The following is a 25,871-nucleotide window of genomic DNA, read 5'->3' as shown; positions in this document are numbered from 1 at the left end:
GCGGCAAAGGTTCGACGGGCGGCCCGGTGTCACCTGCCCGTGCCCGCTTACCTGCCCGTGCCCGCCGCGCGGAACGGCTGGGCCTGCCAGGCGGCCGGGTCCTCGGGTCGACGGGGCGGGTGGGCGCAGAGGACGTACGAGTCGGGGGCGGTCGCGCCGTGCCGGCCGCCGAGCGTCGCCATGATCGCCCGGTGCACGTCGCGCGGGTCGACGCGCGGGTCGGCCGGGGCGGCGTACCCGACGAGCGACCGGGTGCCGACGGGCCCGTCCCGCAGGACGACCCTGGCGGTCGGGTCGCCGGTCGTCTCCCGGAGCACCCGCTCGCTTTCGGCGAGGTCGATCCAGGCGGAGTCGATCTCCACCCAGTTGTCGCCGCGCTCGACCCGGTCGAGCCCGACGAGGTCGCCGAACCGGTCGTAGTCGATGTCCCGCTCGGCGGCGGTCAGCAGGATCCGCTCCATCGACCACAGCAGCTCCGCCGCCTCGTCGGTGGTGACGTGCCGTACGTCGTGGGTGAGGCCGACCACGACGGTGGGCCGGGTACGCAGGATGACGAGCTGCACCGGGCCGGTGGTCTGCGTCTCCAGGCCGCTCTCCACCTCGGTGCCCCGCACCGGCACCCCGGCCCGCCCGTCGAAGACGCCGCCCCGGGAGGTGCTCATGTCGTTGATCACGAGGTCCCGGTGCCGTTGGCAGCCCCGCTGGGAGCCGATGGACTGGACCAGCTCCTCCACGGCGGTCGCGTCGAAGTAGGCGTACTGGTAGGCGTTGAAGATGTTGAGGTGCGTCTGCCGCAGCGTCTCGTGGAACGAGGGGGCCGGCGCGAACGGGACCAGCGCGCTCTGCGCGATGCTGCCGACGAAGCTCTGCATGCGGGGCAGCGCCCGGTTGCTGTAGAGGGCCTCCAGCATCGCCCGGTCGGTGTCGGTCCACCAGCACAGCAGCGTCGCCGTGGTGGCGACGAGGACGCTGGCCGGGGTGACCCGGGCCCGCCTGGCGATCTCGGCGAGCGCGGCGGCGACGGGGGCGGAGCGCAGCGTCGCGAGCCGGTGCTCCGGCTCCCCCTGCCGGCGGGCCGGGGTGGAGACGAGGCAGGGCGGGAGGGTCTGCAACTGCCTGCGCCAGTAGTCGAGCGTCCTCGTCATCCGCCGCCGGGCCTCGGGGGTCCGCTCGTGCTCGGCCTGGTCGGCGGGCTGCCAGGCCGGCGGGGCCGCCGCAGCGTCGGCGGGCGACGCGACCAGCCCGACGAGCTCGTCCAGCACGATGTTCGCCCCCACCAGGTCCGCGACCGTGTGGGAGAACTCGAAGACCGCCCGCACCGGCACCCCGGCGTCGGTGGTGACCGCCATCCGGACGGGGAAGTCGACGCCGTGGTCGAACGGGCGGGGCGGATCGGTGATCCAGGTGCGGTCGCGCGCCTGCGGCCCGAGTTCGAGCAGCGTCACCTCGACGTGGCCGGACCGGGACACCACCTGGGCCCGTTCGACGCCCGGGCCGACCTCGTAGACCGTCCGCAGCCCCTCGTGGCGGGACACCAGCGCGCCGACGGCTGCGAGCACCTCGTCGACGGTGTGGCCGGCGGGCAGGTCGGCGTGGACGACGAACACCGCGCCGGTGCCCTCGTGCGGCATCCAGTCGAAGACGTTGCTCTGCCCGTGGGGCATCGGCCAGCGGCCCGCGCGGTGCCCCGCGAAAGGCACCCGCACGGTCCGGTGGACGGTCGGGCTCTCGACGGTGGTCACGGCGCGACCTCCAGCTCGGTCTGGTCTGCCTTCTCCTCGGCGGGCCCGGGCGTCGGCTTCGGACGGGTCAGCAGCCGCAACCCGGACAGCAGGATCACCAACGACAGGACGGCCAGCAGGACGCGGTAGTCCACGACGCCGATGAGGACGGCGGCCACCCCGATGCACGCCGTCTGCGGGACCGTCACCAGCATGCCCGCCGTGGTGAAGACCCGGCCCAGCAGCCGCGAGGGGGTGTGCCGCTGGAGCAGGGTGTTCCAGCCGATCGAGAACCAGGTGACCGCGAGCCCGATCCCGATCGCCCCGCCCAGCACGACGGGGGTCGCGCCGACGGCCAGGGCGGCGCAGCCGATCCCCAGGCCGACCAGCGCCCCGCCGATGGCCCGGGCCTCGCCGACGCGGCGCAGCAGCCACGCGCCGGTGAAGCCGGCGGCGATCGAGCCGATGCCCTGGACGCTGACGATCACCCCGAAGAACGCGGCCGGCCGGTGCAGCCCGTCCTCGACCACCACGAAGATGATCGGCTCCAGAAACCCCACCGCCCCGAACGCGACGGCGCTGACCAGGGTGACCTGGGACAGCAGCGGGACCGACCGGATGTGCCGCAGGCCGGCGAGCAGCTCCGTGCCGAACCGTTCGCCGGTGGGTTCCGGCGGCGACTCGGCGACGCGTACGGACGCGAGCGCGGTGATGGCGGCGAGGAAGGTCAACGCGTCGATCAGCGCCAGCAGGTGACCGCCGAACGCGGCGTAGATGCCGGAGCCGACCAGCGGCGCGAGGATGCGGGTGAAGCCGAACAGCGTGCCGAACGCCGCATTGGCCGACGGCAGGTCACGGTCGGGCAGCAGGTCCTTGAGCAGGGCGTTGCGCCCCGCGGTGAGCACCGTGGCGACGCAGCCGTGCACGATGGCGACGGCGTAGATGATCCAGGTGTCCTCGGCGCTGCGCACCCCGAGCAGCGCCAGCACCACCAGCCCGGCGATGCCGTTGGTCACCATCAGCAGCGTCTTGCGGCGTACCCGGTCGATCTGCCGCCCGGCCAGCGGGGCGAACAGCACCGGCAGGCCCATGGCCAGGAACACCACGCCGGCCGCCGAGTTGCTGCCGGTGAGGTCCTTGACCCAGATGCCGAGGGCCAGCAGCAGCGCGGTGTCCCCGAAGCCCGACAGGGCGTCGCCGATGTACAGCCGCCGAAACCGGCCGTCCCTGAACGCGGTCACTCAACTCAGCGCCTCTCGGTGGTTGACGGGACGGCCGACGGGTTCCAGCCGCACCTGAAGGTGGCGATAGCCGTGCACCAGGTTGGAGCGCAGCGGCACCGGCTCCCCGAGCACGGCCACGGCCCCCGCGAACTCGGCCAGGGCCAGCAGCAGCGCCCGCAGCTCCAACCGGGCCAGCGCCGCGCCGAGGCAGTGGTGCGGGCCGTATCCGAAGCCCAGGTGGTTGGCGGCGCGGCCGGGGCGGAACTCGTCGGGGGCGGCGAAGTGGCGGGGGTCGCGGTTGGCCGCCGGCAGCCACGCCACGACCGCCTCGCCGGTCGACACCCGCTGGCCGGGCAGGTCGACGTCGTCGGTGGCGACCCGCAGCACGTGCATCGCGGGCGACGTCCACCGGATGACCTCCTCGACGACCGGCCCGACGAGGCCGGGGTCGGCCCGCAGGCCGGCGAGGGTCCCCGGCGACGTGGCGAGCGCGTGGAAGCAGCCGGCGATCGCGTGACGGGTCGTCTCGTTGCCGCCGACGAGGACGTTGTCGCAGTTGAGGAGCACCTCGCGCAGGTCGAAGCGGCTGTCGGCGGCCAGCGCGCTGATCAGGTCGTCGCCCGGGTTGCGCCGCCGGTCGGCCACCAGGTCGGCGAGGTAGAGGATCATCTCCGAGTGGGCCGCCTCCGGCGACATCCGGTCGAAGGTGTCGTCCGCGCCGCCGAACGCGTGGTTGGTCAGCTCGATGAGCATGTCGCGGTCGTCGGCCGGCACGCCGAGGATCCGGCAGACGACGCTCGCCGGGATCACCGGCCCGAGCGAGGCGGCGACGTCCACGCCGCCGGCCGAGACGGCGTCGGCGACGAGCCGGCGCACCTCCTGCCGGACGACGTCGTCGAGGGACTCGGCCATCGCCCGGGACAGGAACGGCATGATCACGCTGCGCAGCCGGCCGTGCTGGGGCCCGTCGGCGACCACGAGCATGCCGCCGCCCGCCTTGTCGGGGTGGTCGCGGTCGAAGCCGATCATCATCCCGTACTCGGAGGTGAACGGCGCCTTCGGCGCGAGGATCGCGCGGCACGCGGCCAGTGAGAACACCGACCAGAAGCCGCCCGGCGACGTGCCGGCCCCGCTCCACAGCACGGCGTCGGCGGCGGCGTGGCCGCGCCAGCGGGCGAACCGGCCCGGGTCGAGGTAGAGGTCAGGGTCGCCCAGGTCCATCGCCGTGCCCCCTCCGCTCGGTCCCGGCCGGGCCGGTGCTCTCCCCGACCGGGTCGGCGGCCTCCCCGGCCAGGTCGGTGATCTCGCGGGCCAGGTCGGCGAAGGCGGGCCGGCGGAACACGGTGACGATCCGCAGGTCCACGCCGAAGCGCCGGTGCACCGCGCCGACCAGGTGCAGGGCCTTGATGGAGGTGCCGCCCAGGGCGAAGAAGTGGCTGTCGGCGGCGACGTCGGCGACCCCCAGCAGGTCCCGCCAGATGTCGGCGAGCCCGGCGGCGACCGGGTCGCCGGCTGTGGCTGGACCGCCGGGTGTGGGCAGGCCGTCGGGTGTGGCTGGACCGTCGGCCGGGACGGCCGGCGCGTCCGGATCCGGGGCCGGGGCGGCGGCCGGATCCGGGGCGGCGGCGCGGCCGAGCTCTGCCAGCAGCGCCGGCCGGTCCACCTTGCCGTTGTTCGTCGTCGGCAGCCGCCGCACCCGGTGGCACCGCGCCGGCACCATGTACGCCGGGAGGTTGGCCCGCAGGAACTCCCGCACCTCGCCCGGGTCGGCGGGGCCGGTCAGCACGGCGACCAGCTCCACGGCGTCGGCGTCGGCGACCGCCAGCACGGCGCCCTCGCCCACCCCGGGACAGTCGCCGAGGACCCGTTCCACCTCGCCGAGCTCCACCCGGAACCCGCTGACCTTGACCTGGTCGTCGCGGCGGCCGAGGAACACGACGCCGCCGTCGGGCAGCAGCCGCACCAGGTCGCCGGTGCGGTAGAGCCGCGCGCCGGGCTCGACGGCGAACGGGTCCGCGACCACCGGGTCGGCAGCGAACGGGTCGGCGACGAACGCGGCGGCGGTGCGCCCCGGGTCGCCCACGTAGCCGTCGGCCAGCCCTTGACCCCCGACGTACAGCTCGCCGGTGCCGCCGGGCGCGACGGGGGCCAGCCGGTCGTCGAGCACCCGCAGGTACGTGCCGTCGATGGCCCCGCCGATCGGCAGGACCCCCCGGTCCAGGTCGGCGGCGGTCACCTCGTGGGCGGCGGAGAAGGTGGTGTTCTCCGTCGGCCCGTACGCGTTGACGAGGTGCTGCGGCGCGCCGGCGGCCAGCATCCGCCGGACCGGCTCCAGCGCGTACTGGTCGCCGCCGATGAGCAGCACCCGCAGCCCGGCGAACGCGTCGGGCACGTGCGCGACGATGGCGTTGAGCAGGGCGTTCGTGGTGAACATGACGCTCACGCCGGTGTCGGCGAGGAACCGCCCCATCCGGTGCGGCGACAGGGCCACCTCGCGCGGCACCACCGCCAGCGTCGCGCCCGCGCACAGCGCGCCCCAGACCTCCAGGGTGGCCGCGTCGAAGGCGGTGTTCGACAGGTGCGCGACGACGTCCTCCGGGTGCAGGCTCAGGAAGTTGGACCGTGGCACCAGCCGCAGGATCGCCTCGTGCGGGACCACCACCCCCTTCGGCGTCCCGGTGGAGCCGGAGGTGTACATGACGTACGCGGGATGCCGGACGGTCACCGGCACCGGCGGCGGGGCGGGCCGGTCGGCGGCCCCGGCCAGCGCGGCGGCCAGGTCGACGCTCGGCACCCCGGCCGGCACGTGCCCCCGCGCGCCCGGCTGGCACAGGGCGAGCCGCACGCCGCTGTCGCGCAGGATCGTCCGACTGCGGGCGGTCGGCTGGGCCACGTCGACGGGCACGTACGCCGCCCCGGCGCGCAGCACGGCCAGGAACGCGGTGACCGCGTCCGCGCCCCGCTCGGCGGCCACCGCGACCCGGTCCCCCGGCCGTACGCCCGCCTCGACCAGGTGCCCGGCGAGCCCGGCGGCGGCGGCGTCCAGCTCGCCGTAGCGCAGGCTCTTCCCGCCGTGCCGGACGGCGACCGCGTCCGGGTAGGCCCGCGCCCGGTGCGCCACCAGCTCGTGCACCGGCCGCTCGGCGGGCTGGCGGCGGTACCCGCCGGGGGTCCGGCCGGCGGCCCGGTACGGAGCCGCCGCAACCGACGGGGCCGACGCGATCGGCGCGGGCGCGACCGACGCGGTCGGGGCGACCGGCACCGCCGAGGGGGCCGGGACCGGCGCAGGGGCCGGCGCGACCCGGACCGCCGAGGGGGCCGGCGGCTGCGCGGCGGGCAGCGTCGCCGCGACGGGGGCGTCCGGGGCGGCGCTGAGCAGGGCGAGGTCGGCCAGCAGCCGGCCGTGCAGCTCCTCGGCCCGGCCCCGGGTGAACAGGTCGGCGGCGGCCTCCAGCGCCGACGTCGCCGACGCCGCGCCGGTGGTGACCGTCCACAGCAGCTCGTACTTGGCGGTGCCGGTCGACAGGACGTCGCGGGCGGCGGTGGCCCCGGCCGGGGCCCAGTGCCAGGCGCGGTCGTCGACGTGCGAGATGCTGACCTGGGTCAGCGGGTGCCCGGCCGGGCCCGCCGAGGCGGTCGCGTCGGCCACCAGCTCCTGCAACGGCGTCCACTGGTAGGCCAGCGCCGCGCTGACCTGCCCGCGCACCTGCGCGACGAGCTGCCGGAAGGTGGTGTCGGGCCCGATGCGCACCCGGACCGGCAGGACGTTGACGAACATGCCGACGGTGTCCTCGTCGTCGGCCGTCCGCCCGCCCAGCGGCGCGCCGACCACGACCTCCGGCGCATGCGCCGCGCCCCCTTCCGCGGCGACCCGGGCGAGGAACGCCGCGTACGCGGCGAGCAGCACCATGAACTCCGACGCCGCGCAGGCCGCCGCGAGTTCGGTGAGGCGGGCCACCAGCGCGGCGTCGACCGGCGCGGTCACCACCTCGCCGGCCGGGCCCACCACGTCGGGGCGCGGCCGGTCGGCCGGCAGCGCCATCCGGCCGCCCAGCCCGGCGAGCTGCCCCCGCCAGTGGGCGCGCGCCGCCGCCGCGTCGGGGCGTCCGGCCAGGCCCCGGCGGCGCAGCGGCGGCAGGTCCCGGGCCAGGCCGACGCGTTCGCCGTACGACTGCTGGAGCTGGCGGTCGAGCAGGTCCAGTGAGTGCTGGTCGGCGATCAGGTGGTGCAGGGTGAGCAGCAGGACCGCGCGGTCGCCGGGCTCGGTGACGAGGCAGGCGCGCGCCAGGGGCGGCACGTCGGTGGGCACCGGGCGGCGGGCCTCCTCCGCGACGTGCCGGCGGGCCTCGGCGGCGGCCCGCGCGGGCTCCTCCCCGGACAGGTCCACGACCGTCCACGGCAGCGCGGCGGCCGACCGGACCAGCCGCCGGCCGTCCGCCGTGAAGCAGGTGCGCAGCGCCTCGTGCCGGTCCACCAGGTCCTGCAACGCGGCGCGCAGCGCCTCGGCGTCGAGCTCGCCGGTGAACCGGTAGCGCACCGGGACGCAGTACAGCGGCGAGCCGGGGTGCAGCCGGTCGGCGAACAGCAGCCGCTCCTCGGTGGGCGACATCGGGGTCTCGCGCGCCGCCGGCGCGTGCCGGGCCAGGTGCGCGGCCACGTCGACGGGCCGCCGGCAGGTGAACAGCAGGTCCAGGTCGACGGCGATGCCGGTGCGCCGGCGCAGTTCGAGGGCCACCTCGACGGCCTGGAGGGACTGCCCGCCGAGGTCGAAGAAGTCGGCGTCCGGGTCGATCCGGTCCCGCCGCAGCACCTGGCCGAGGGCGGCGTGCACGATCTCGGCGTACGGCGCGGCATCGGCCGTCGCCGGCTCGTTGTCGATGCTCACGCGGCCCGCCCCGCGTCGTCAGCCGCGTCGTCACCGGCGGTGGCGCGCCTGACCAGGTGGTCGCCGAGGACCAGCGCGTCCAGGGTGGACCGGGCGAACGTGGCGACCGCCTCGGCGGGGGTGCGGACGATCGGCTGGCCCCGCAGGTTGAACGACGTGTTGACCAGCACCGGCAGCCCCGTGCGGCGGCCCATCTCGCGCAGCAGCGCCCAGAACAGCGGCGCGGACTCGCGCTGCACCACCTGCACCCGGGCGGACCCGTCGACGTGGGTGACGGCGGGCAGCCGGTCCCGGTAGGGCTCCCGCACGCCGGTGACCATCAGCATGTGCCGGAACGCCGCCGCCGTCCCCGGCGGGATGTCGAAGTAGGTGGCGGCGTCCTCCACGGGCACCGCCGGGGCGAACGGGCGGAACTCCTCGCGCTGCTTGACCACGGTGTTGAGGTGGGCGCGCATCGTCGGCGAGCGCGGGTCGGCGAGGATGCTGCGGTTGCCCAGGGCGCGCGGGCCGAACTCCATCCGGCCCTGGCACAGCGCCACCGTGGCACCGCCCTCGATCAGCGCGACGGTCTCGCGGACCAGGTCCTCCCCGGCGTGCCGCGCGACGGTGAAGCCGGGGCCGAGGTCGCGCAGCGCCGCCGCGACGTCGGCGTCGGCGAGGTCGTCCCCCCAGTACGGCATGTCCATGCCGGCCGGCGCCGCCGGCCGCGCCTCGCGCAGCGCGGCCAGGGCCGCGCCCAGGGCGGTGCCGTCGTCACCGGCGGCGGGCTGCACGAACACCTCGTCGAAGAGGCCGCTGCGCAGGATCACCCCGTTGGCGGAGCAGTTGAGCGCGACGCCGCCGGCCAGGCAGAGCCGGCGCAGCCCGGTGCGGCGGCGGTACTCGGTGAGCACGTGCAGCAGCGTCCGTTCCAGCGCGTCCTGGAGGGCGGCGGCCACGTCCATGTGGTGCTGCGCCAGCTCGGCGTCGGGCTCGCGGGCCGGGCCGAGCTTCTCCTCCAGCCGGCGCAGCACGCCCTGGTGCGTCTCGCGTTCCAGCGGGGACTTGTTGGCCGACAGCAGCGGCACGGCGAACCCGCCGTCGGGGTCGAGCCGGACGAACTCGTCGAGCGGCCCCCGGTAGCGCTGCCGGTCCCCGTATGGGGCCAGGCCCATCACCTTGTATTCGTCCATGCCGGGCTGGAAGCCCAGGTAGTGCGTGAAGACGCTGTAGAGGATGCCCAGCGAACTCATGATCGGATAGCTGCCGCACTGGTCGAGCGACGCGCCCCGGCCCTCGAACACGGTCAGCGACTCCTGCTCGCCCATGCCGTCGGCCACGACCACCAGCGCCTCGTCGAAGCCGCTGAGGTAGTAGCTGCTGGCGGCGTGGGCCACGTGGTGCCGCACGTGGACGAATCGGGGCTCGGCGACGGCGGGCGGGTAGTGGGCGCGGAAGGTCTCCCGCTGCACGCGCTGGGCGTACACCTCCTCGTACCACCGGGTCGCGAGGTGGTCGAGCCGCCAGACGGGGGACGGCTCGTACCGGAAGCCGTGTGCGACGACCTCGACGTCGCGCATCGTCGCCCCGGCCGCCCGCAGGCAGGCGTCGATCGCGTCGTGGGGGAAGCGGCCGGTGCCCTTGTCGCCGTCGTAGCGTTCCTGCGCGGCGGCGGCGATCACCCCGGTCTCGTCGACCAGGGCCGCCGCGGCGTCGAGGCCCTGGACGATCCGTTGTTCCCGCCGCCACCCGTCGCCGAGTATCGCGCGCTTGAGCGCCGTGCCGCGGTCGAGGCCGCTGAATCCCAGCGTCAGCATTGTCGTCAACCTTCGTTCGCAGGGGTGGGGGCGGAACCTTCGTGCGCAGGGGTGCGGGTGGCCGGCACCGGTTCGGGCAGGTGCGCGGCCAGTCGGCCGGGGGTGGGGTGCAGCATCAGTTGCAGGACCTCCAGGTCGACGCCGAGCGCCTCGACGCCGTGCACCAGCCGCATCGCCGTGAGCGAGTCCCCGCCGAGGTCGAAGAAGTCGTCGTCGACCCCGGCGGGCACGCCCAGCACCTCGCCGAACAGCGCGCACAGCCGGGCCTCCCAGGCGGTGACCGCCCCGGCGTCGGCGTCGGCTGCGGCGTCCGCCTCGGCGGCCGGTGCCGGCGGCGCGGGCAGGGCCGCGCGGTCGAGCTTGCCGTTGGGCGCGAGCGGCAGCGCGGCGAGTTCGACGAGCGCCGCCGGCACCAGGTACGCCGGCAGGCCCGCCGCCAGCTCGGCGCGCAGCCGGGCCGGGTCGAACGGGGTGCCCGGCTGCGGCACCACGTAGCCGACGACGCGGCGGATGCCCGGCACGTCCTCCCGGACCGTCGTCGCCGCGGCGGCCACGCCCGCGCAGCGGGCCAGCGCCGCGTCGATCTCGCCCAGCTCGACGCGGAAGCCCCGCACCTTCACCTGCTGGTCGTCGCGCCCGTGGAACACCACCTGGCCGGCGGCGTCCCAGGCCGCCCGGTCGCCGGTGCGGTACATCCGCTCCCCCGTGCCGCCGAACGGGTCGGCCAGGAACCGCTCGGCGGTCAGGGCGGGCCGGCCCAGGTAGCCCCGGGCCAGGCCGACGCCGGACAGGTAGAGGTCGCCCACCACGCCCGGCGGTACGGGGCGCAGGCAGCCGTCGAGCACGTGCACCCGGGTGTTCCAGATGGGCCGGCCGATCGGCACGTACGCCGGGCGTGCGCCGGCCGGCACGGGCCAGTGCGTGACGTCCACGGACGCCTCGGTGGGCCCGTACAGGTTGTGCAGCTCCGCGCCGCAGGTGGCGTGGAAGCGGTGCGCCAGGTCGGGGTCGAGCGCCTCGCCGCTACAGATCACCCGGCGCAGGCCGGCGCAGTACGCGGCGACCGGCTCGGCCAGGAACGCGGCGAGCACCGACGGCACGAAGTGCGCGGTGGTGACGCCCTGCCGGGCGATCAGCCGGGCCAGCCGGGTCGGGTCGCGCTGCTCCTGCGCGTCGGCGACGACGACCGCCGCGCCGGTGGACAGCGGCCAGAACATCTCCCACACCGACACGTCGAAGCTGAGGCTGGTCTTGTGCAGGACCCGGTCGGCGGTGGTCAGCCCGTACTCCTCCTGCATCCAGCGCAGCCGGTTGACGATGCCGGCGTGCGGGACGACCACCCCCTTGGGCCGCCCGGTCGAGCCGGACGTGTAGATGACGTAGGCGGGGTGCCCGGGGCGCAGCGGCGCGCGCCGGTCCCGGTCGGTGGGCGCGGTGGCGGGTTGCCGGTCGAGCAGGTCCGCCACGGCCGGTTCGTCGACGGCGACGCACCGGTCGGCGGGGCAGCCGTCGGCGACGAGCTGGCCGGCGGTGTCCCGGGTCGCGACGACGCAGACGGCCGCGCTGTCGCGGACCATCAGCGCCCGCCGCGCGGCCGGGTAGTCCGGGTCCACCGGCAGGTACGCCGCGCCCGCCTTCACGGCGGCGAGGATCGCCACGAGGCTGGCCGTGGAGCGGGGCAGCCCGACGGCCACCACCCGCTCCGGGCCGGCCCCGCGCGCGATCAGCAGGTGCGCCAGCCGGTTGGCGGCGGCGTCGAGGCCGGCGTAGGTCAGCTCCTCGTCGCCGCAGCGGACGGCGACCGCGTCGGGGGTGCGCCGCGCCTGCGCCTCGACCAGCCCGGCGAGGGTGCGCGGGGCCGGACCACCGAGCGGGTGGGCCGTGTCGTTGGCGACGGCGAGCAGGCGCAGCTCCGCGCCGGTGAGCGGGGCGAGCCGGGCCACCGGGGTCGCCGGGTCGGCGACGACCGCCCGCAGCAGCGCCGCCAACCGCTCCAGCACCGCCGCCGCCGTCGCCGCGTCGACCAGGTCGGGCTGGTGGCTGACGCGCACGCGCATCCGGCGGCCGGGCAGCACGACGACGGCCAGCGGGTAGTGGGTGGCGTCGCGGCCCGTCACGGCGGTGATCCGGGCGTCGCCCACGGCCGGCGTGCCGTCGAGCGCGACGGGGTAGTTCTCGAACACGTACAGGGTGTCGAACAGGACGCCCTGGGTGCCGGCGAGCCGCTGCACCGCGCCCAGCCCGAGGTGCTGGTGCGGCACCAGGGCCGACTGCTCGCCGTGCAGCCGGGTCAGCAGGTCACCGAAGGTCTCCCCCGGGCCGGCGCACACCCGCACCGGCAGCGTGTTGAGGAACAGCCCGACCATCTGCTCGACGCCCGGCAGGTCCGGCGGGCGTCCCGCGACCGGGGTGCCGAACACCACGTCGGCGCGGCCGGTGAGATAGCCGAGCAGCACGCCCCACGCCCCCTGGAGCACGGTGTTGACGGTCACGCCACGTTCCCGGGCCAGGGCGGTCAGCGCCGCCGTCAGCTCCTCGTCCAGCTCCAGGTCGACGTCGCGCGGCAGCGCCGTCGGGTGCGCCGCGCCCGGCCCGGCCAGCAGGGTCGGCTCGGTCAGGCCGGCCAGCGCCGCCCGCCACGCCGACTCGGCGGCGGTCCGGTCCTGCCGGGCCACCCAGGCCAGGTAGTCGCGGAACGGCACGGGCGGCGGCGGGGCGGCGGCCCCCCGGTGGTGCTCGTAGCCGGCGATGAGATCGCGCAGCACCAGCGACAGCGACCAGCCGTCGAGGAGGATGTGGTGGTGGGTGAAGTCGAGGCGGTGCCGCTCGGCGTCGAGCCGGGTCAGGCTGAACCGCAGCAGCGGCGGCCGGGCCGGGTCGAAGCGCCGCCGCCGTTCGGTGTCGGCGATCCGGGCGGCCTCGGCGTCGCGTTCCGCGGCGGGCAGCGCCGACAGGTCGGTCTCCTGCCACGGCAGCTCCACGCCGTCGCCGAGGACCTGCACCGGCGGGCCGGCGAGCCGCTGCCGGAACGCCGCGCCGAGGTGCGGGTGCCGGGTGAGCAGGCCCTGGGCGGCGCGGCGCAGCGCCTGCGGGTCGAGCGGGCCGGTCAGCTCCAGGGTGAGCTGGGCGGTGTAGACGTCCGCGCCGGCCTCGGCGTACGTGGCGTGGTAGAGGATGCCCTCCTGCAACGGCGCGAGCGGCAGCAGGTCCGTCAGGCGCGGATACTCGGCCCCGATGGCGTCGAGTTCGGCCTGCCCGACGTCGACCAGCGGAAAGTCCGACGGGATCCGGCCCGCCGCCGGTGCCGCCGCGCTGTCGGCCAGCACCTGTAGCGCGCGCAGCCACGCGTCGGCCAGCTCGCGGGCCCGGGGCTCGGGCACGGCGTCGCCGGCCCACGTCCAGGTGGCCCGCAGCCGGGGGCCGTCGGCGGTGTCCACGGTCACGGCGTTCAGCGACACGGCGTGCGGCAGCGGCATGTCCGCGTCGACGTCGCCGCCGAGGGCGTCGCCCGCGACGGGCGTCCAGTCGGCCTCCGCCGCGCCGCCGCCGAGCCGGCCCAGGTAGTTGAAGCCGAGCTGCGGGCGGCCCAGCCCGGCGAGTTCGGGGCCGGTGGCCGGGTTGAGGTGACGCAGCAGCCCGTAGCCGATGCCGTTGTCGGGCACGGCCCGCAGCCGCTCCTTGACCTCCCTGACGACGACGCCGACGCCCGCTCCGGCGGCCCACACGTCCGCCCAGTCCACGCCGGCCGGGTCCACCCGCAGCGGGAACAGGCTGGTGAACCAGCCGACGGTGCGGGACAGGTCGACGTGTTCGGTAAGCGGCTGCCGGCCGTGGCTCTCGACGTCGACGAGCAGCCCACCGGGCCGCTCGGACGCGACCGCGATGGTCAGCGCGGCCAGCAGCACCTCGTCGACCCCGGCATGGTACGCGTCGGGGACGCGGCGCAGCAGCGCCGCCGACAGCTCCGCCGGCACGGTCTGGGCCAGGCTGCGGGCGGTGCGGGCGGTGTCCCGGGCCGGGTCGGCCGGGCGGGTGCCGACGGGCGGCGGGGGTGCCGTCAGGACCCCGCGCCACAGGTCCAGCTCGGCGGCGCGCGCCGGCCGGGTCGCCTCCTCGGCGAGCAGCGCCGACCACCGCCGGTACGAGGTGGTGACCGGGGCCAGCTCGGGCCGGCCGCCCGCCGACGCGGCGGTCCACGCGGCGGCCAGGTCGGGCAGCAGGATCCCCCAGGAGGTGGCGTCGACGGCGAGGTGGTGGGCGGCCAGCAGCAGCCGGCCCCGGGCCTGCGGGCCGGCGTCGAACCAGACGGCCTGGAGCATGACCCGCGCGGCCGGCGCGAGCCGGGTCTGCGCCGCGCGGGCGTGCGCGGCCACGACCGCCCGCAGGGCCGGCTCCTCGTCGGCCGGGTCGACGGGCACCCGGGTCAGCACCGAGGCGGCCGGCACGCTGCCCGGCGCGGCCACGTCGAGCCGCCACGGGCCGTCGGGGCAGGACGGCCGGTCCAGCCGCATCCGCAGCGTGTCGTGCCGGTCGAGGACCGCCTGCACGGCGGCGCGCAGGTCGGCCTCGGTGAGCCCGGCCGGCACGCGCACCACCATGGACTGGTAGTAGCCGTCCACCGGCCCGCCGGCCGCCCGCAGCCACTCCATGATCGGCGTCGGGTCCAGCTCGCCGACCCCGTCGTCGGCGCGGGCGACGGCGGCGTCGCGGGTGCGGGCGGCGGCGACGTCGGCGGCCAGGTCGGCGGCGGCGGCCAGCCGGGCGACGGTCGGGTGGGCGACGACGTCCCGGGGCCGGATGGCCAGCCCCGCGCTCTGCGCCCGGCTCACGAGCTGGATCGACGAGATGCTGTCGCCGCCGAGGCCGAAGAAGCTGTCCCCCACCCCGACGGTGGGCACCCCGAGCACCTCGGCGAACAGGTCGCAGAGCAGCTTCTCGGTGGCGGTGCCCGGCAGGTCGTCGCCGGGCGCGGGCTCCTGGCCGGGCGCGGGCAGGGCCAGCCGGTCGACCTTCCCGTTGGGGGTCAGCGGCAGGGCGGCGAGCCGCACGAAGATGTTCGGCACCATGAACTCGGGCAGGTGGGCGGCGACGAAGGCGCGCACGGCCGCCGGGTCGGGGGCGGGTCCGCCAGCCGTCCCGACCAGGTACGCGACCAACTGCCGGCCGCCCGTGCCGACCTCGCGGACGACCACCGCCGCCTGCGCGACCGCGTCGTGGCGGGTCAGCACCGCCTCCACCTCGCCGGGCTCGATCCGGTGTCCCCGCACCTTCACCTGGTCGTCGACCCGGCCGACGAACTCCAGCTCCCCGTCGGGACGCCAGCGCACCAGGTCGCCGGTGCGGTACATCCGCTCGCCCGGCCCCGAGTACGGGTCGGCGACGAACCGGGTCGCGGTCAGCCCCGGCCGGCGCAGGTAGCCGCGGGCCAGCGCCCGCCCCGACACGTACAGCTCGCCGGCCACCCCGGCGGGGACGAGCCGGAGGCTGTCGTCGAGGACGTACACCTGGCAGTTGCGGACCGGGCGGCCGATGGGCACGGCGGCCCCCGCCCCGACCCGGTCGGCGCGCAGGTCGGCGCTGATGGTGGCGCACACCGTCGTCTCCGTCGGGCCGTACGCGTTGACCATGCGGCGGCCCGGCGCCCAGCGGGTCACCAGCTCGGCGGGCAGCGCCTCGCCGGCCAGCACCAGGGAGCGCAGGGTCGGCAGCGGCTGCACGGCGAGCTGGGTGAGCACCGCCGGGGGCAGCGTCGCGTGGGTGACCCCGTGCGCCCGGACGCACTCGGCGAGCGGCTCGCCGACGAGCAGCCGCTCGGTCGGCACGACCAGCGCCGCGCCGTTGGTCAGCGCCATGCACAGCTCCCAGAAGGAGGCGTCGAAGCTGGGCGAGGCGAACTGGAGGACCCGGGCCCGCCCGTCGACGCCGAGGTGGGCGGCCTGGGTGGCGGCGAGGCTGCTGACGCCCCGGTGGGTGACGACGACGCCCTTGGGGCGGCCGGTGGACCCCGACGTGAAGATCACGTACGCGGGGTGGGTCGGCAGCAGCGGGACCCGACGGTCCCCGTCGGTCGGGTCACGGTCCGGGCGGCCGGCCAGCTCCGCCGCCAGCGCCGGGTCGTCCAGGTCGAGGCGGGGCAGGCCGGCGGCCTCGGCGGCGGCGCGGGCCACCGGCGCGGCGTCCGCCCCGGCGAACACGACGCAGGCCGGCTCGGCGTCGGCCAGCATCTGCTCGACGCGGGGGCGCGGGTATTCCGGATCGACCGGCAGGTAGCCGCCGCCGGCCTTGGTGACGGCGAGGATCGCGGTGACCAGGTCGACGCCGCGCGGCAGGGCGAGCGCGACGAGCCGCTCCGGGCCGATCCCCCGGGCGACGAGCGCGTGGGCGAGCCGGTTCGCGGCGGCGTTCAGTTCGGCGTACGTCAGCCTGCGCGCGCCGCAGCGCACAGCGACCGCGTCGGGGGTGCGGGCGGCCCACGCCTCCACCAGGGCCGGCAGGGTCGCCAGGGGCACCGGGTCGGGGTTGCGGGACTGGGTGGACAGCCGGTGCCGCTCCTCGACGCCGAGCAGGTCGAGCCGCCCGGTGCGGGTCGCCGTCGCGGCGGGCAGCTCGGTGAGCAGCCGGATGAACCGGCGCAGCAGTCCCCGGGCGAAGGCCGCCGGGAACAGGTCCGGCCGGTACGACAGCCGCAGCCGCAGCCGGGTGCCGGCCGCCGCGTTGAGGCTCAGCGGATAGTGGGCGGCGTCGTCCGCGCCCGCCTCGACGCGCAGCGGCCCGCAGCGCAGCTCCCCGGACTCGGGGAAGTTCTCGAACGCGACGCAGGTGTCGAACAGCTCGCCCGTCCCGGCGACCTTCTGCACGTCGGCGAGGCCGAGGTGGTGGTGTTCGATGAGGTGCGCCTGCTCGTGCTGGATCCGCGTCAGCAGCGCCGACAGCGGTTCGTCGCGGCGCAGCCGCACGCGCACCGGCACGACGTTCATCAGCAGGCCGACCATGCTCTCCGCGCCGGCCAGCTCGGGGGGCCGCCCGGACACGGCCGCGCCGAACGTCACGTCGGAGCGGCCGGTGAGCTGGCCGACGAGCAGCGCCCAGGCGGCCTGGACGACGGTGTTGACGGTGAGGTCGTGCCGGCGGGCGAACGCGACGAGGTCCGCCGTGTCCCGCGGCCCGAGTTCGCCGGGCAGGCTGCCCGGCCAGACGGGGGCGCGGGCCGGGTCGGCGGGGGCGACGAGGGTCGGCCCGTCCAGGTCGGCCAGCGCCGCCCGCCAGGCCGCCTCGGCGCGCGGCCGGTCCTGCGCGCCGAGCCAGGCGAGGAAGTCCCGGTACGGCACCGGCGGCGGCAGCGCCGCACCGTCGCCCCCGTGCCCGTAGAGGGCGCACAGCTCGCGGATCAGCAGCGACGTGGACCAGCCGTCGAGCAGGATGTGGTGGTACGTGACGACGAGCCGGTGCCGGTCGCCGTCGACGCGGATCAGCCGGAACACGATCAGCGGGGCCCGGCGCAGGTCGAACCGGCGGCCCTGGTCGGCCTCGGTGTGCCGGGCGAGGGCGGCGTCGGGGTCCTCCCCCGGCTCGACGGTCACCTCCGTCCACGACAGGCCCGCCCCCGTGGTGATCACCTGCACGGGCGCGCCGGAGCGGCGTTCCCGGAAGCTGGCCCGCAGGTTGGGGTGCCGGCGCAGCAGCCCGCCCGCCGCCGCCTTCAGCGCGGCGGCGTCCAGGGGGCCGTGCAGGTCGAGGATGAGCTGCGCGGTCTGCACCTCCGGGCCGGCGCTGCCCTGCCAGGAGTGGAACATCATCCCGGCCTGCAACGGGGCCAGCGGCAGGATGTCCTCGATGTTCGACGTCGTCATGACACCGCTCCCTGTTCCGCCGCGAGCTCCTGCTCAAGGTCGTCGATCTCGTCCTGGGTCAGCGAGACCAGCGGCAGGTCCGCCGGCGTGTGACCGCCGGCGGACGGCGTCGCCGAGCTGGCCACGACGGCCTCCAGGGCGGCGTGCCAGTCGTCGGCCAGGTCGGCCACGTCGGTCTCGGCCAGCAGCCCCGCCGGCCACGACCAGGTGGTACGCAACTGCGGCCCGGCCGGGCCGTCCACGGTGACGGCCCCGATCTCCAGGGCGTGCGGCACGGGGTCGGCCGGGTCGGCCCCGCCCCGCAGCGCGAGGCCCTCCTCCGCCGGACCCCAGTCGTCCGGCTCGGCGGCGGGGAACCGGCCGAGATAGTTGAAGGCCACCTGCGGGGCCGGCAGCCGGGCGAGCGCGGGGCCGGTCCGGGGGTCGAGGTAGCGCAGCACGCCGTACCCGCCGGCCGGGGGCAGGGCGGCGAGCTGGTCCCTGACCCGCTTGACGGCGGCGCTGACGGTCGGGCCGCCGGTGCGCGCCTGCGCCCCGTCGACGGGGCCCGGGTCGAGCCGCACGGGGTGGATGCGGGTGAACCAGCCGACGGTGCGGGACAGGTCGGCGTCGGGCACGAGCCCGTCGCGGCCGTGCCCCTCCAGGGCGACCAGCACCCCGTCGGAGCCGCCCCGGCCCCGCCGGGCCAGCCACGGCGGCAGCGCCAGCGCCAGGGCGCTCAGCAGGATCTCGTCCACCCCCGTCCGGTACGCGGCCGGGGCCGTGGTCAGCGCGGCCAGGGTGCAGGCCGGCGACGCGGTGCGGGTGACGCTGCGCAGCCGCCCGTGGACGTCGACGCGGCGGTCGAGGGGCCGGTCGCCCAGCGGCGGGTCGGGCCGGTCCAGCAGCCGCGTCCAGGCGGCCAGCTCGGCGGCGCGGGTCGGCTCGGCGGCGCGGTCTGGCACGTCGGCGCGGTCTGGCGCGTCGGCGCGGTCTGGCGCGTCGGCGCGGTCTGGCTCCCCGGCCAGCGCCGCGACCTGTCGCGCCCAGGCGCGCAGCGTGGTGCCCGCCGGCTCCAGCGCCGGGGGCCGCCCCGCGTCGAGCGCGGCGCAGGCCGCGCGCAGGTCGGCCAGCAGGATCCGCCACGACACCCCGTCGACGGCGAAGTGGTGCACGACCAGCAGCAGCCGGTTCCCGACGTGCGGGGCGGCGGCGAACCAGACGGCCTGCACGAGCACGCCGTCGGCGGGGCGCAGCCGCCCGCGGGCGGCCCGCGCCTGCGCGGCGATGAGCGCCGGCCGGTCGGCCGCGTCGGCGTCGGCGAGGTCGACGACGCGCAGGCAGTCGTCGGCGCGTACCGCCCCGGCGGGCGGGATCTCCAGCTCCCACGGCTCGTCGCCCGGCCCGGTGCGGGCCCGCATCCGCAGCGCGGGGTGGTGGTCGAGCAGCGCCTGCACGGCCTCGCGGACCCGCTCGACGGTCTGCCCGGCGGGCACCCGCACCAGCATCGACTGGCTGAACGCGTCCAGCGGGCCGCCGAGTTCCTCCCGGGCCCAGGCCATGATGGGCGTCAGCGGCACGGTGCCGGTGCCGTCGTCGGCCGGGCCGCCGTCGGCGCCGTCCACGGTGGTCGCCACGGCGGCCAGGGCGCGCACGGTGCGCTGCTGGTAGACGTCCTTCGGCTTGAGGCGCAGGCCGGCGCGGCGGGCCCGGCTGACGAGCTGGATGGACATGATGCTGTCGCCGCCGAGGCCGAAGAAGCTGCCGTCGATGCCCAGCTCGGGCACCCCGAGCAGCTCGGCGAAGAGGTCGCACAGGATGCGTTCGGCCGGGGTACGCGGAGCCGGGCCGGTGAGCGACCCGTCGAGTTCGGGCTCGGGCAGCGCCGCCCGGTCGACCTTCCCGGTCGGGGTCAGCGGCAGCGCGTCGAGCACCACGAGCCGCGCCGGCAGCAGGTACTCGGGAAGCTGGTGGCGCAGCCACTCGCGGACCTGCGCCGCCGTGAGGGTGGCGGGGCCGGCGGGGGTGACGTAGCCGACGAGCCCGGCGCGTCCCGCCTCGTCGGGGCGGGTCACCACGACGGCCGCGCCGACGTCCGGGTGCCGGGCGATCGTCGCCTCGACCTCGCCGGGTTCGACCCGGAAGCCCCGGATGTTGACCATGTTGTCGACGCGGCCGGCGTACTCCAGGTCGCCGTCGGGGCGCAGCCGCACCCGGTCGCCGGTGCGGTAGAGCCGGCCGCCGGGCGGGCTGGCGTACGGGTCGGCGACGAACCGCTCCGCCGTGAGTCCGGGCCGGCCCACGTACCCGCGCGCCAGCCGCGCGCCGCCGACGTAGAGTTCGCCGACCGCGCCGGGCGGCACGGGCACGAGCATCGGGTCGAGGACGTGCGCGGTCAGGCCGGCCACCTCGCGGCCGATCCGGCTGAGGCCGTCGCCGACGTCGTCGGGCCCGAGGGTACGCGCGGTGACGTGCACGGTGGTCTCGGTGATCCCGTACATGTTGACCAGTCGCGGCCGGTCCCAGCCGTGCCGGGCGGCCCACCGACGCACCGAGGCGTGCTCCAGGGCCTCGCCGCCGAAGACCACCCAGCGCAGCGCGTGGGGCCGGTCGGACCGGGAGTCCACGTCCTCGAACTGGGCGAACGAGGAGGGGGTCTGGTTGAGCACGGTGACCCCGGCGTCGGTGACCAGGCGGTGGAAGTCCTCGGGGTTGCGGGAGACCCAGTAGGGCACCACGACGACCCGGCCGCCGGTGCTCAGCGCGCCCCAGATCTCCCACACGGAGAAGTCGAACGACGAGCTGTGGAACATGGACCAGACGTCGTCGGGGCCGGCGGCCAGGAACTCCTCGCCCCAGTGCAGCAGCCGGGCGACGGCGGAGTGCGGGACGGTGACGCCCTTGGGGCGGCCGGTCGAGCCCGACGTGTAGATCACATACGCCGCGCTGTCCCCTGTCGTCGGCACCGGAGGAACCGCGTCGACCGGCTCCGCAGCCTCCGCGTCGACCTCCACCACCCGCCACGGACCCGACGGCAACCGACCCGCCGCACCCGCACCCCCCAACACCACCGACACACCCGAATCCGCCAACATCCACGACAACCGCTCCGCCGGATAATCAACATCCAACGGCACATACGCCCCACCAGCCTTCAACACCCCCAGACACCACACCACCAACTCCACCGACCGCCCACCACACACCCCCACCAACGAACCCCCACCAACCCCCAACCCCCGCAACAACCCCGCCACCACATCCGACCGCGCCCCCAACTCCCCATACGTCAACACCACCTCCCCACACACCACCGCCACCGCACCCGGCGAACGATCCACCCACCGACCCACCAACTCGTGCACCAGCAGCGCGCGGTCGGCGGGCTCCGGGGGTGGCGCGGCCGCCGCCGACCAGCAGGCGAGCAGGGACCGCTCCGCCGCGCCGGCCAGCGGCTCGCGCAGGTACCGGCGGTCCGGCGCGGTCACCATGTCCCACAGGGCGGCCACGAACCAGTCGCGCAGCAGCCGCACCTGCTCGGCCCGGACGGCGTCGGTGTGGAAGTCCATGGCCAGCAGCACCCGGTCGGAGACGGGGTCGCGGACGACGCCGATGTTGAGCGGGAAGTTCGTCGGCTCGGCGCGGACGGTGGAGAAGCTGCCGATCTTGCCGTCGAGGATCTCGGTGCCCCGGCCGGAGAGCATCTCGGCCATCACGTGGAAGTGGTTGTAGACGAAGTTGACGTTGACCGGCTGGTCCATGCCGAGCCGGCGCTGCATCTCGGCCATGGGGAAGCGGCGGTGCGGCAGCATGTCGCGCTCGGCCGCGAAGACCGCGGCGATCAGGTCCGTCCACGTGCCGTCGGGCAGCGCCAGCCGGAACGGCAGCGTGTTGAGGAACAGCCCCCGCACGTCGTCGCCGCCGGCCTCCTCCGGCCGGCCGTTGGCGGTCACCCCGACCAGCACGTCGGTCGCGCCGGTGGCGTAGCCGACCGTACGCAGGCAGGCCGCGACGAACAGGGCCTTCAGCGGGGTGCCGCACCGGTTGGCCAGGTCCCCCAGCGCCGCGCAGAGCTCGGGGCTGAGCACGGTCTCGACCGAGCCGTAGCGCTGGCGGGCGTCGGTGGCATACCACCACTCGCCCGCGAAGCGCTGCTCGCCGGGCAGCTCCGGCACGGGCCCGTCGGGCCAGCGCAGCAGCCGGGTGTCCGGCGGCTCGGCCAGCCGCTCGCGCCAGAACCGTTCGGTCCCGGTCGAGGTGAGGGCGGCGCGTTCCAGCTCGACGAAGTCGCGGTACTGCGCGGTCAGCGGCGGGTCCGCCGGCTCGACGCCGTCGCGCAGTCCCTGGTAGACCCGCATGATCTCGCTGAGCGTGGAGTGCAGGCTCCAGCCGTCGAACACGGCGTGGTGCTCGGTGAGGGTCCACTGGAACACGTCGTCGGTGCGGCGGTGCACGTGCATCCGCAGCAGCGGCGGGCGGTCGTGGTCGAACGGGGTGACCCGCTGGTGCTCCAGGTAGGCCCGGACGATCTCGTCCTGCGCCGCCTCGTCGAGGTCGCGCAGGTCGTCGCAGCCGACCGGCAGGACCGCCTCGGCGTGCACGAGCTGGAGCGGCTCGCTGTAGTCGGTGAGCGACAGCGCCGTACGCAGGATCGGGTGCCGGCGCACGACGTGCGCGACGGCCCGGGAGAAGGCGTCGGCCTCGAACGGCGCGCGCACCTTCATGCTGTCGACGTTGTGGTACGGCAGCCGCTCCGGGTCGCGGGTCATCTCGTAGACCATGCCGACCTGCAACGCCGTCATCGGGTACGCGTCGACGAGCCCGCCCGGCAGGTGGGCCCGGTCGGCGGCGTCGACCAGCTCGAACGGGCGGCGCGTCGGGGCGTCGGGGACGTCGACGACCGTGCAGGCGGCGGCGAGCTCGGCGATCGTGGGGCGGTGGAACAGCTCCTGCAACTCGAAGGTGATGCCGCTGGCGCGGGCCGCGCCGAGCACCCGGATGCTGCGGATCGAGTCGCCGCCGAGGTGGAAGAAGTTGTCGTGCCGGCCCACCTGGACGGGGCCGAGCGCGTCGACCCAGATCTCGGCGAGCCGCCGCTCCACCGGGCCCTGCGGGGGGACGTAGTCGCCGCTGCCGGCGGGGCGGGCCTCCTCGACGGGGTCGGGCAGCCGCCGGTGGTCGGTCTTGCCGCTGGGCGTCAGCGGGATCGCCGCCAGCTCCACGAAGCGCGCCGGCACCATGTAGTCGGGCAGCCGGTCCGCCAGCCACTGCCGCAGCTCGGCGACCGGCACCGTCGACCCGGCCGCCGGCACCACGTACGCGATGAGCTGCGGGGCCCCCGCGTCGTCGGGCCGGATGGTGACGGCCGTGCCGGTGACGCCGGGGAACTGGTGGGCGACGGCCTCGATCTCGGTCAGCTCCACCCGGAAGCCCCGGATCTTGATCTGGCTGTCGGCGCGGCCGGCGTACTCCAGGGTCCCGTCGGGACGCCACCGGGCCAGGTCGCCGCTGCGGTAGAGGCGCGCGCCCGGCTCGTCGCCGACCGGGTCCGCCACGAAGCGTCCGGCGGTCAGCCCGGGCTGGCCGAGGTAGCCCCGGGCGACCCCGGGCCCGCCGACGTACATCTCGCCGATGACGCCGACCGGGCAGGGCCGCAGGTGCCCGTCGAGGACGTGGATCGCCAGGTCCGCCAGCGGGCGGCCGATCTGGGTGAGGGCGCGGGTCAGGTCGTCGGCCCCGACCTCGCGGAACGTGTTGTGCACGGTGGTCTCGGTGATCCCGTACATGTTGACCAGTCGCGGCCGGTCCCAGCCGTGCCGGGCGGCCCACCGACGCACCGACCCGTGGTCGAGGGCCTCACCGGCGAAGACGACGTAGCGCAGCGCCAGCGGCTGCGGGTGCGACTGCCGGTGCGGGTCGGCGAGGCGGGCGTCGGCGGCCTCGAACTGGACGAACGCGGACGGGGTCTGGCTGAACACGGTCACGCCCGCGTCCCGCACCAGCGCGTACAGGTCGTCGGGGCTGCGGGAGACCCAGTAGGGCACCACGACGAGCCGGCCGCCGGTGCCCAGCGCGCCCCACGTCTCCCAGACGCAGACGTCGAACGACGAGCTGTGGAACATGGACCAGACGTCGTCGGGGCCGAAGTCGAAGTCGCGGGCGGCCGAGGCGAACAGCCGGACCGCGTTGCGGTGGGTCACCGTGACGCCCTTGGGGCGGCCGGTCGAGCCCGACGTGTAGATCACATACGCCGCGCTGTCGCCCGACACCTCCACCGGCGGCGGCACCTGGTCGACCGGCTCCGCAGCCTCCGCGTCGACCTCCACCACCCGCCACGGACCCGACGGCAACCGACCCGCCGCACCCGATGCCCCCAACACCACCGACACACCCGAATCCGCCAACATCCACGACAACCGCTCCGCCGGATAATCAACATCCAACGGCACATACGCCCCACCAGCCTTCAACACCCCCAGACACCACACCACCAACTCCACCGACCGCCCACCACACACCCCCACCAACGAACCCCCACCAACCCCCACCCCCCGCAACAACCCCGCCACCACATCCGACCGCGCCCCCAACTCCCCATACGTCAACACCACCTCCCCACACACCACCGCCACCGCACCCGGCGAACGATCCACCCACCGACCCACCAACCCGTGCACCGTCAGGTCGGCGTCGTCACCCGCCGGGTCCACCACCGCCGACGTCTGGGCCGCCGACCAGGACCGGATCAGCGACCGCTCGGCGGCGTCCATCGCGGCGAGCCGCCCGACCGCCAGCCGGGGCTGGTCGAGAGCGCTCGACAGCAGGTGCGACCAGTGCCGGAAGAAGTGCTCGACCGAGTCGCGGCCGAACAGGTCCGTGCAGTACTCGATCTCGATGTCGAAGCGGTCGCCGTCGTCGTAGACGGTGAACGTGAGGTCCAGCTTCGCGGTGTCCGTGGGCACGAACTCGCGGGTGAGGAACGACGCGCCGGCCCCCGCCCCGGCTCCGCCCGCGACGCCGGCCCCGGCCGCCGGCCCGACCCCCGCTTTCGACCCGGTCTCGTGGAACGCGAACAGCACCTGCACGAGCGGGCCGTGGCTGGGCACCCGCTGCGGCACGAGGCGGTTGACCAGCCGGTCGAACGGCACGTCGAGGTGCTCCAGGGCGTCCAGCACCGACTCCTGGGTGCGCGCCACGACGGCCTCGAAGGTCGGCTCGCCGCCCAGGTCGGTGCGGGCCACCATCGTGCCGGCGAACAGGCCGACCACGTCCAGGAAGCGGCTGTCCCCCCGGCCGGCGACCGGCGAGCCGACGACGAGGTCGGTCTGCCCGGTCTGCCGGTGCAGGAAGACGTGGAAGGCCGCCAGCAGCACCACGTACGGCGTGACACCGCTGGCCGCCGCCAGGGCCCGCACCCGGTCGCGGGCGCCGGGCTCCACGGTGAACCGCAGGGTCTCGCCCCGGTAGGTGAAGTCGCGGGGCCGGGGCCGGTCGCGGCCGAGTTCGAGCAGCTCCGGCGCGCCCCGCAGCTGCTCGACGCGCCGGTCGAGGTCCCGCTGCGCCCGCGGCCCGGCCAGCCATTCCCGCTGCCGGGCGCTGTGCTCGACGTACGTGGCCTCCGCCGGGGGCGGGACGGGAGCGCCGCCCAGCCCGGCGGCCAGCTCCCGTTCGACGATCTCCAGCGAGAGGCCGTCGACGGCGATGTGGTGGAACGTGAGGTGGAGCAGCCGCACCCGGTCGTCGACGGCGAACACCGCCGCGCGGACCAGGGGCCCGGCGCCCAGGTCGAACGGCCGGCGGGACACCTCCCGCACCACCTCGGCGCACCGGGCGTCGCGTTCGGCGGCCGGGCAGCCGGTGAGGTCGTGCACCTCCAGGGGCAGCTCGCGGCCCGGCAGCAGGCGCTGCACCGGCTCGCCGTCGACCTCCTCGAAGGCCGTGAACAGCGCGTCGTGCCGGGCCAGCAGGCGGCCGACGGTGGCGACGACCTCCGGCAGCGGCACGGCGTCCCGCAGCCGCCACGACACCGGAACGTGGTACGCGGCGCTGGCCGGCGCCAACCGGTCGATGAACCACAGCCGCTGCTGCTCGCTGCTCAACGGCCAGCGCTGGTCGTCCTCACCCATGGGACGCGGCGTTCTCGGCCTGGTCCACGTTCCCGGCCTGGTCCATGGCGAGGGCGAGGCTCTTCGGCCGCATGTCCTGCCAGTTCTCCTCGACGAAACGCAGCGCGTCGTCGCGCCCGCCCGGCCCCCATGCCACGGTCCAGCCCGCCGGCGTCTCGGCGAATTCCGGCCACAACGAGTGCTGCGACTCGGCGTTCACCAGCACCAGAAACGTGCCGTCCGCATCGTCGAATGGATTCATGATCCGCCTCCGGTCCACATCGATGCCGCAGGGAGTCCACATAGCCCCCG

The 25,871-nt window shown here is 76.1% G+C and carries 8 protein-coding genes; all 8 read right to left on the bottom strand.

Annotated features, from left to right (window positions below):
* Positions 1-47: 47 nt before the first annotated feature.
* Genes O7633_RS26895 through O7633_RS26860 form a run of 8 tightly spaced genes read right to left on the bottom strand, consistent with a single transcriptional unit; the run spans position 48 to position 25,821 of the window.
* Positions 48-1,742, bottom strand: a complete 1,695-nt coding sequence (locus O7633_RS26895) for a condensation domain-containing protein (RefSeq protein ID WP_282324392.1) — start codon at positions 1,740-1,742, stop codon at positions 48-50.
* Positions 1,739-2,962: an MFS transporter gene (locus O7633_RS26890; RefSeq protein ID WP_282324391.1), complete on the bottom strand. Its 1,224-nt coding sequence runs from the start codon at positions 2,960-2,962 to the stop codon at positions 1,739-1,741. The genes O7633_RS26895 and O7633_RS26890 overlap by 4 nt, the downstream gene beginning before the upstream one ends.
* Positions 2,963-4,165 carry a cytochrome P450 gene (locus O7633_RS26885; RefSeq protein WP_282324390.1) on the bottom strand — a complete coding sequence of 401 codons (1,203 nt, stop codon included), beginning with the start codon at positions 4,163-4,165 and terminating at the stop codon, positions 2,963-2,965.
* Entirely contained in the window at positions 4,146-7,829 is a 3,684-nt protein-coding gene (locus O7633_RS26880; RefSeq protein ID WP_282324389.1) for an amino acid adenylation domain-containing protein, read from the bottom strand. The genes O7633_RS26885 and O7633_RS26880 overlap by 20 nt, the downstream gene beginning before the upstream one ends.
* A complete protein-coding gene (locus tag O7633_RS26875; RefSeq protein WP_282324388.1) occupies positions 7,826-9,625 on the bottom strand; it encodes a carbamoyltransferase C-terminal domain-containing protein in 1,800 nt (599 codons plus the stop codon). Before O7633_RS26875 ends, O7633_RS26880 begins: the two co-directional genes overlap by 4 nt.
* Before the next feature lie 5 nt (positions 9,626-9,630).
* Positions 9,631-17,475, bottom strand: coding sequence for a non-ribosomal peptide synthetase (locus O7633_RS26870; RefSeq protein WP_282324387.1), 7,845 nt, complete (start codon positions 17,473-17,475; stop codon positions 9,631-9,633).
* Complete coding sequence (locus O7633_RS26865) at positions 17,472-25,580, bottom strand: non-ribosomal peptide synthetase (RefSeq protein WP_282324386.1); 8,109 nt, start codon at positions 25,578-25,580, stop codon at positions 17,472-17,474. Before O7633_RS26865 ends, O7633_RS26870 begins: the two co-directional genes overlap by 4 nt.
* Positions 25,573-25,821 (bottom strand): MbtH family protein, encoded by a 249-nt coding sequence (locus tag O7633_RS26860; RefSeq protein ID WP_282324385.1) that lies wholly within the window; start codon positions 25,819-25,821, stop codon positions 25,573-25,575. Before O7633_RS26860 ends, O7633_RS26865 begins: the two co-directional genes overlap by 8 nt.
* Positions 25,822-25,871 lie beyond the last annotated feature (50 nt).

This window comes from Micromonospora sp. WMMD712, from assembly GCF_029581295.1.
In the GTDB taxonomy this organism is placed as follows: domain Bacteria; phylum Actinomycetota; class Actinomycetes; order Mycobacteriales; family Micromonosporaceae; genus Micromonospora; species Micromonospora carbonacea.
The sequence above is the reverse complement of the archived record's forward strand: the minus strand, read 5'-3'. Positions and strand labels throughout refer to the sequence as shown.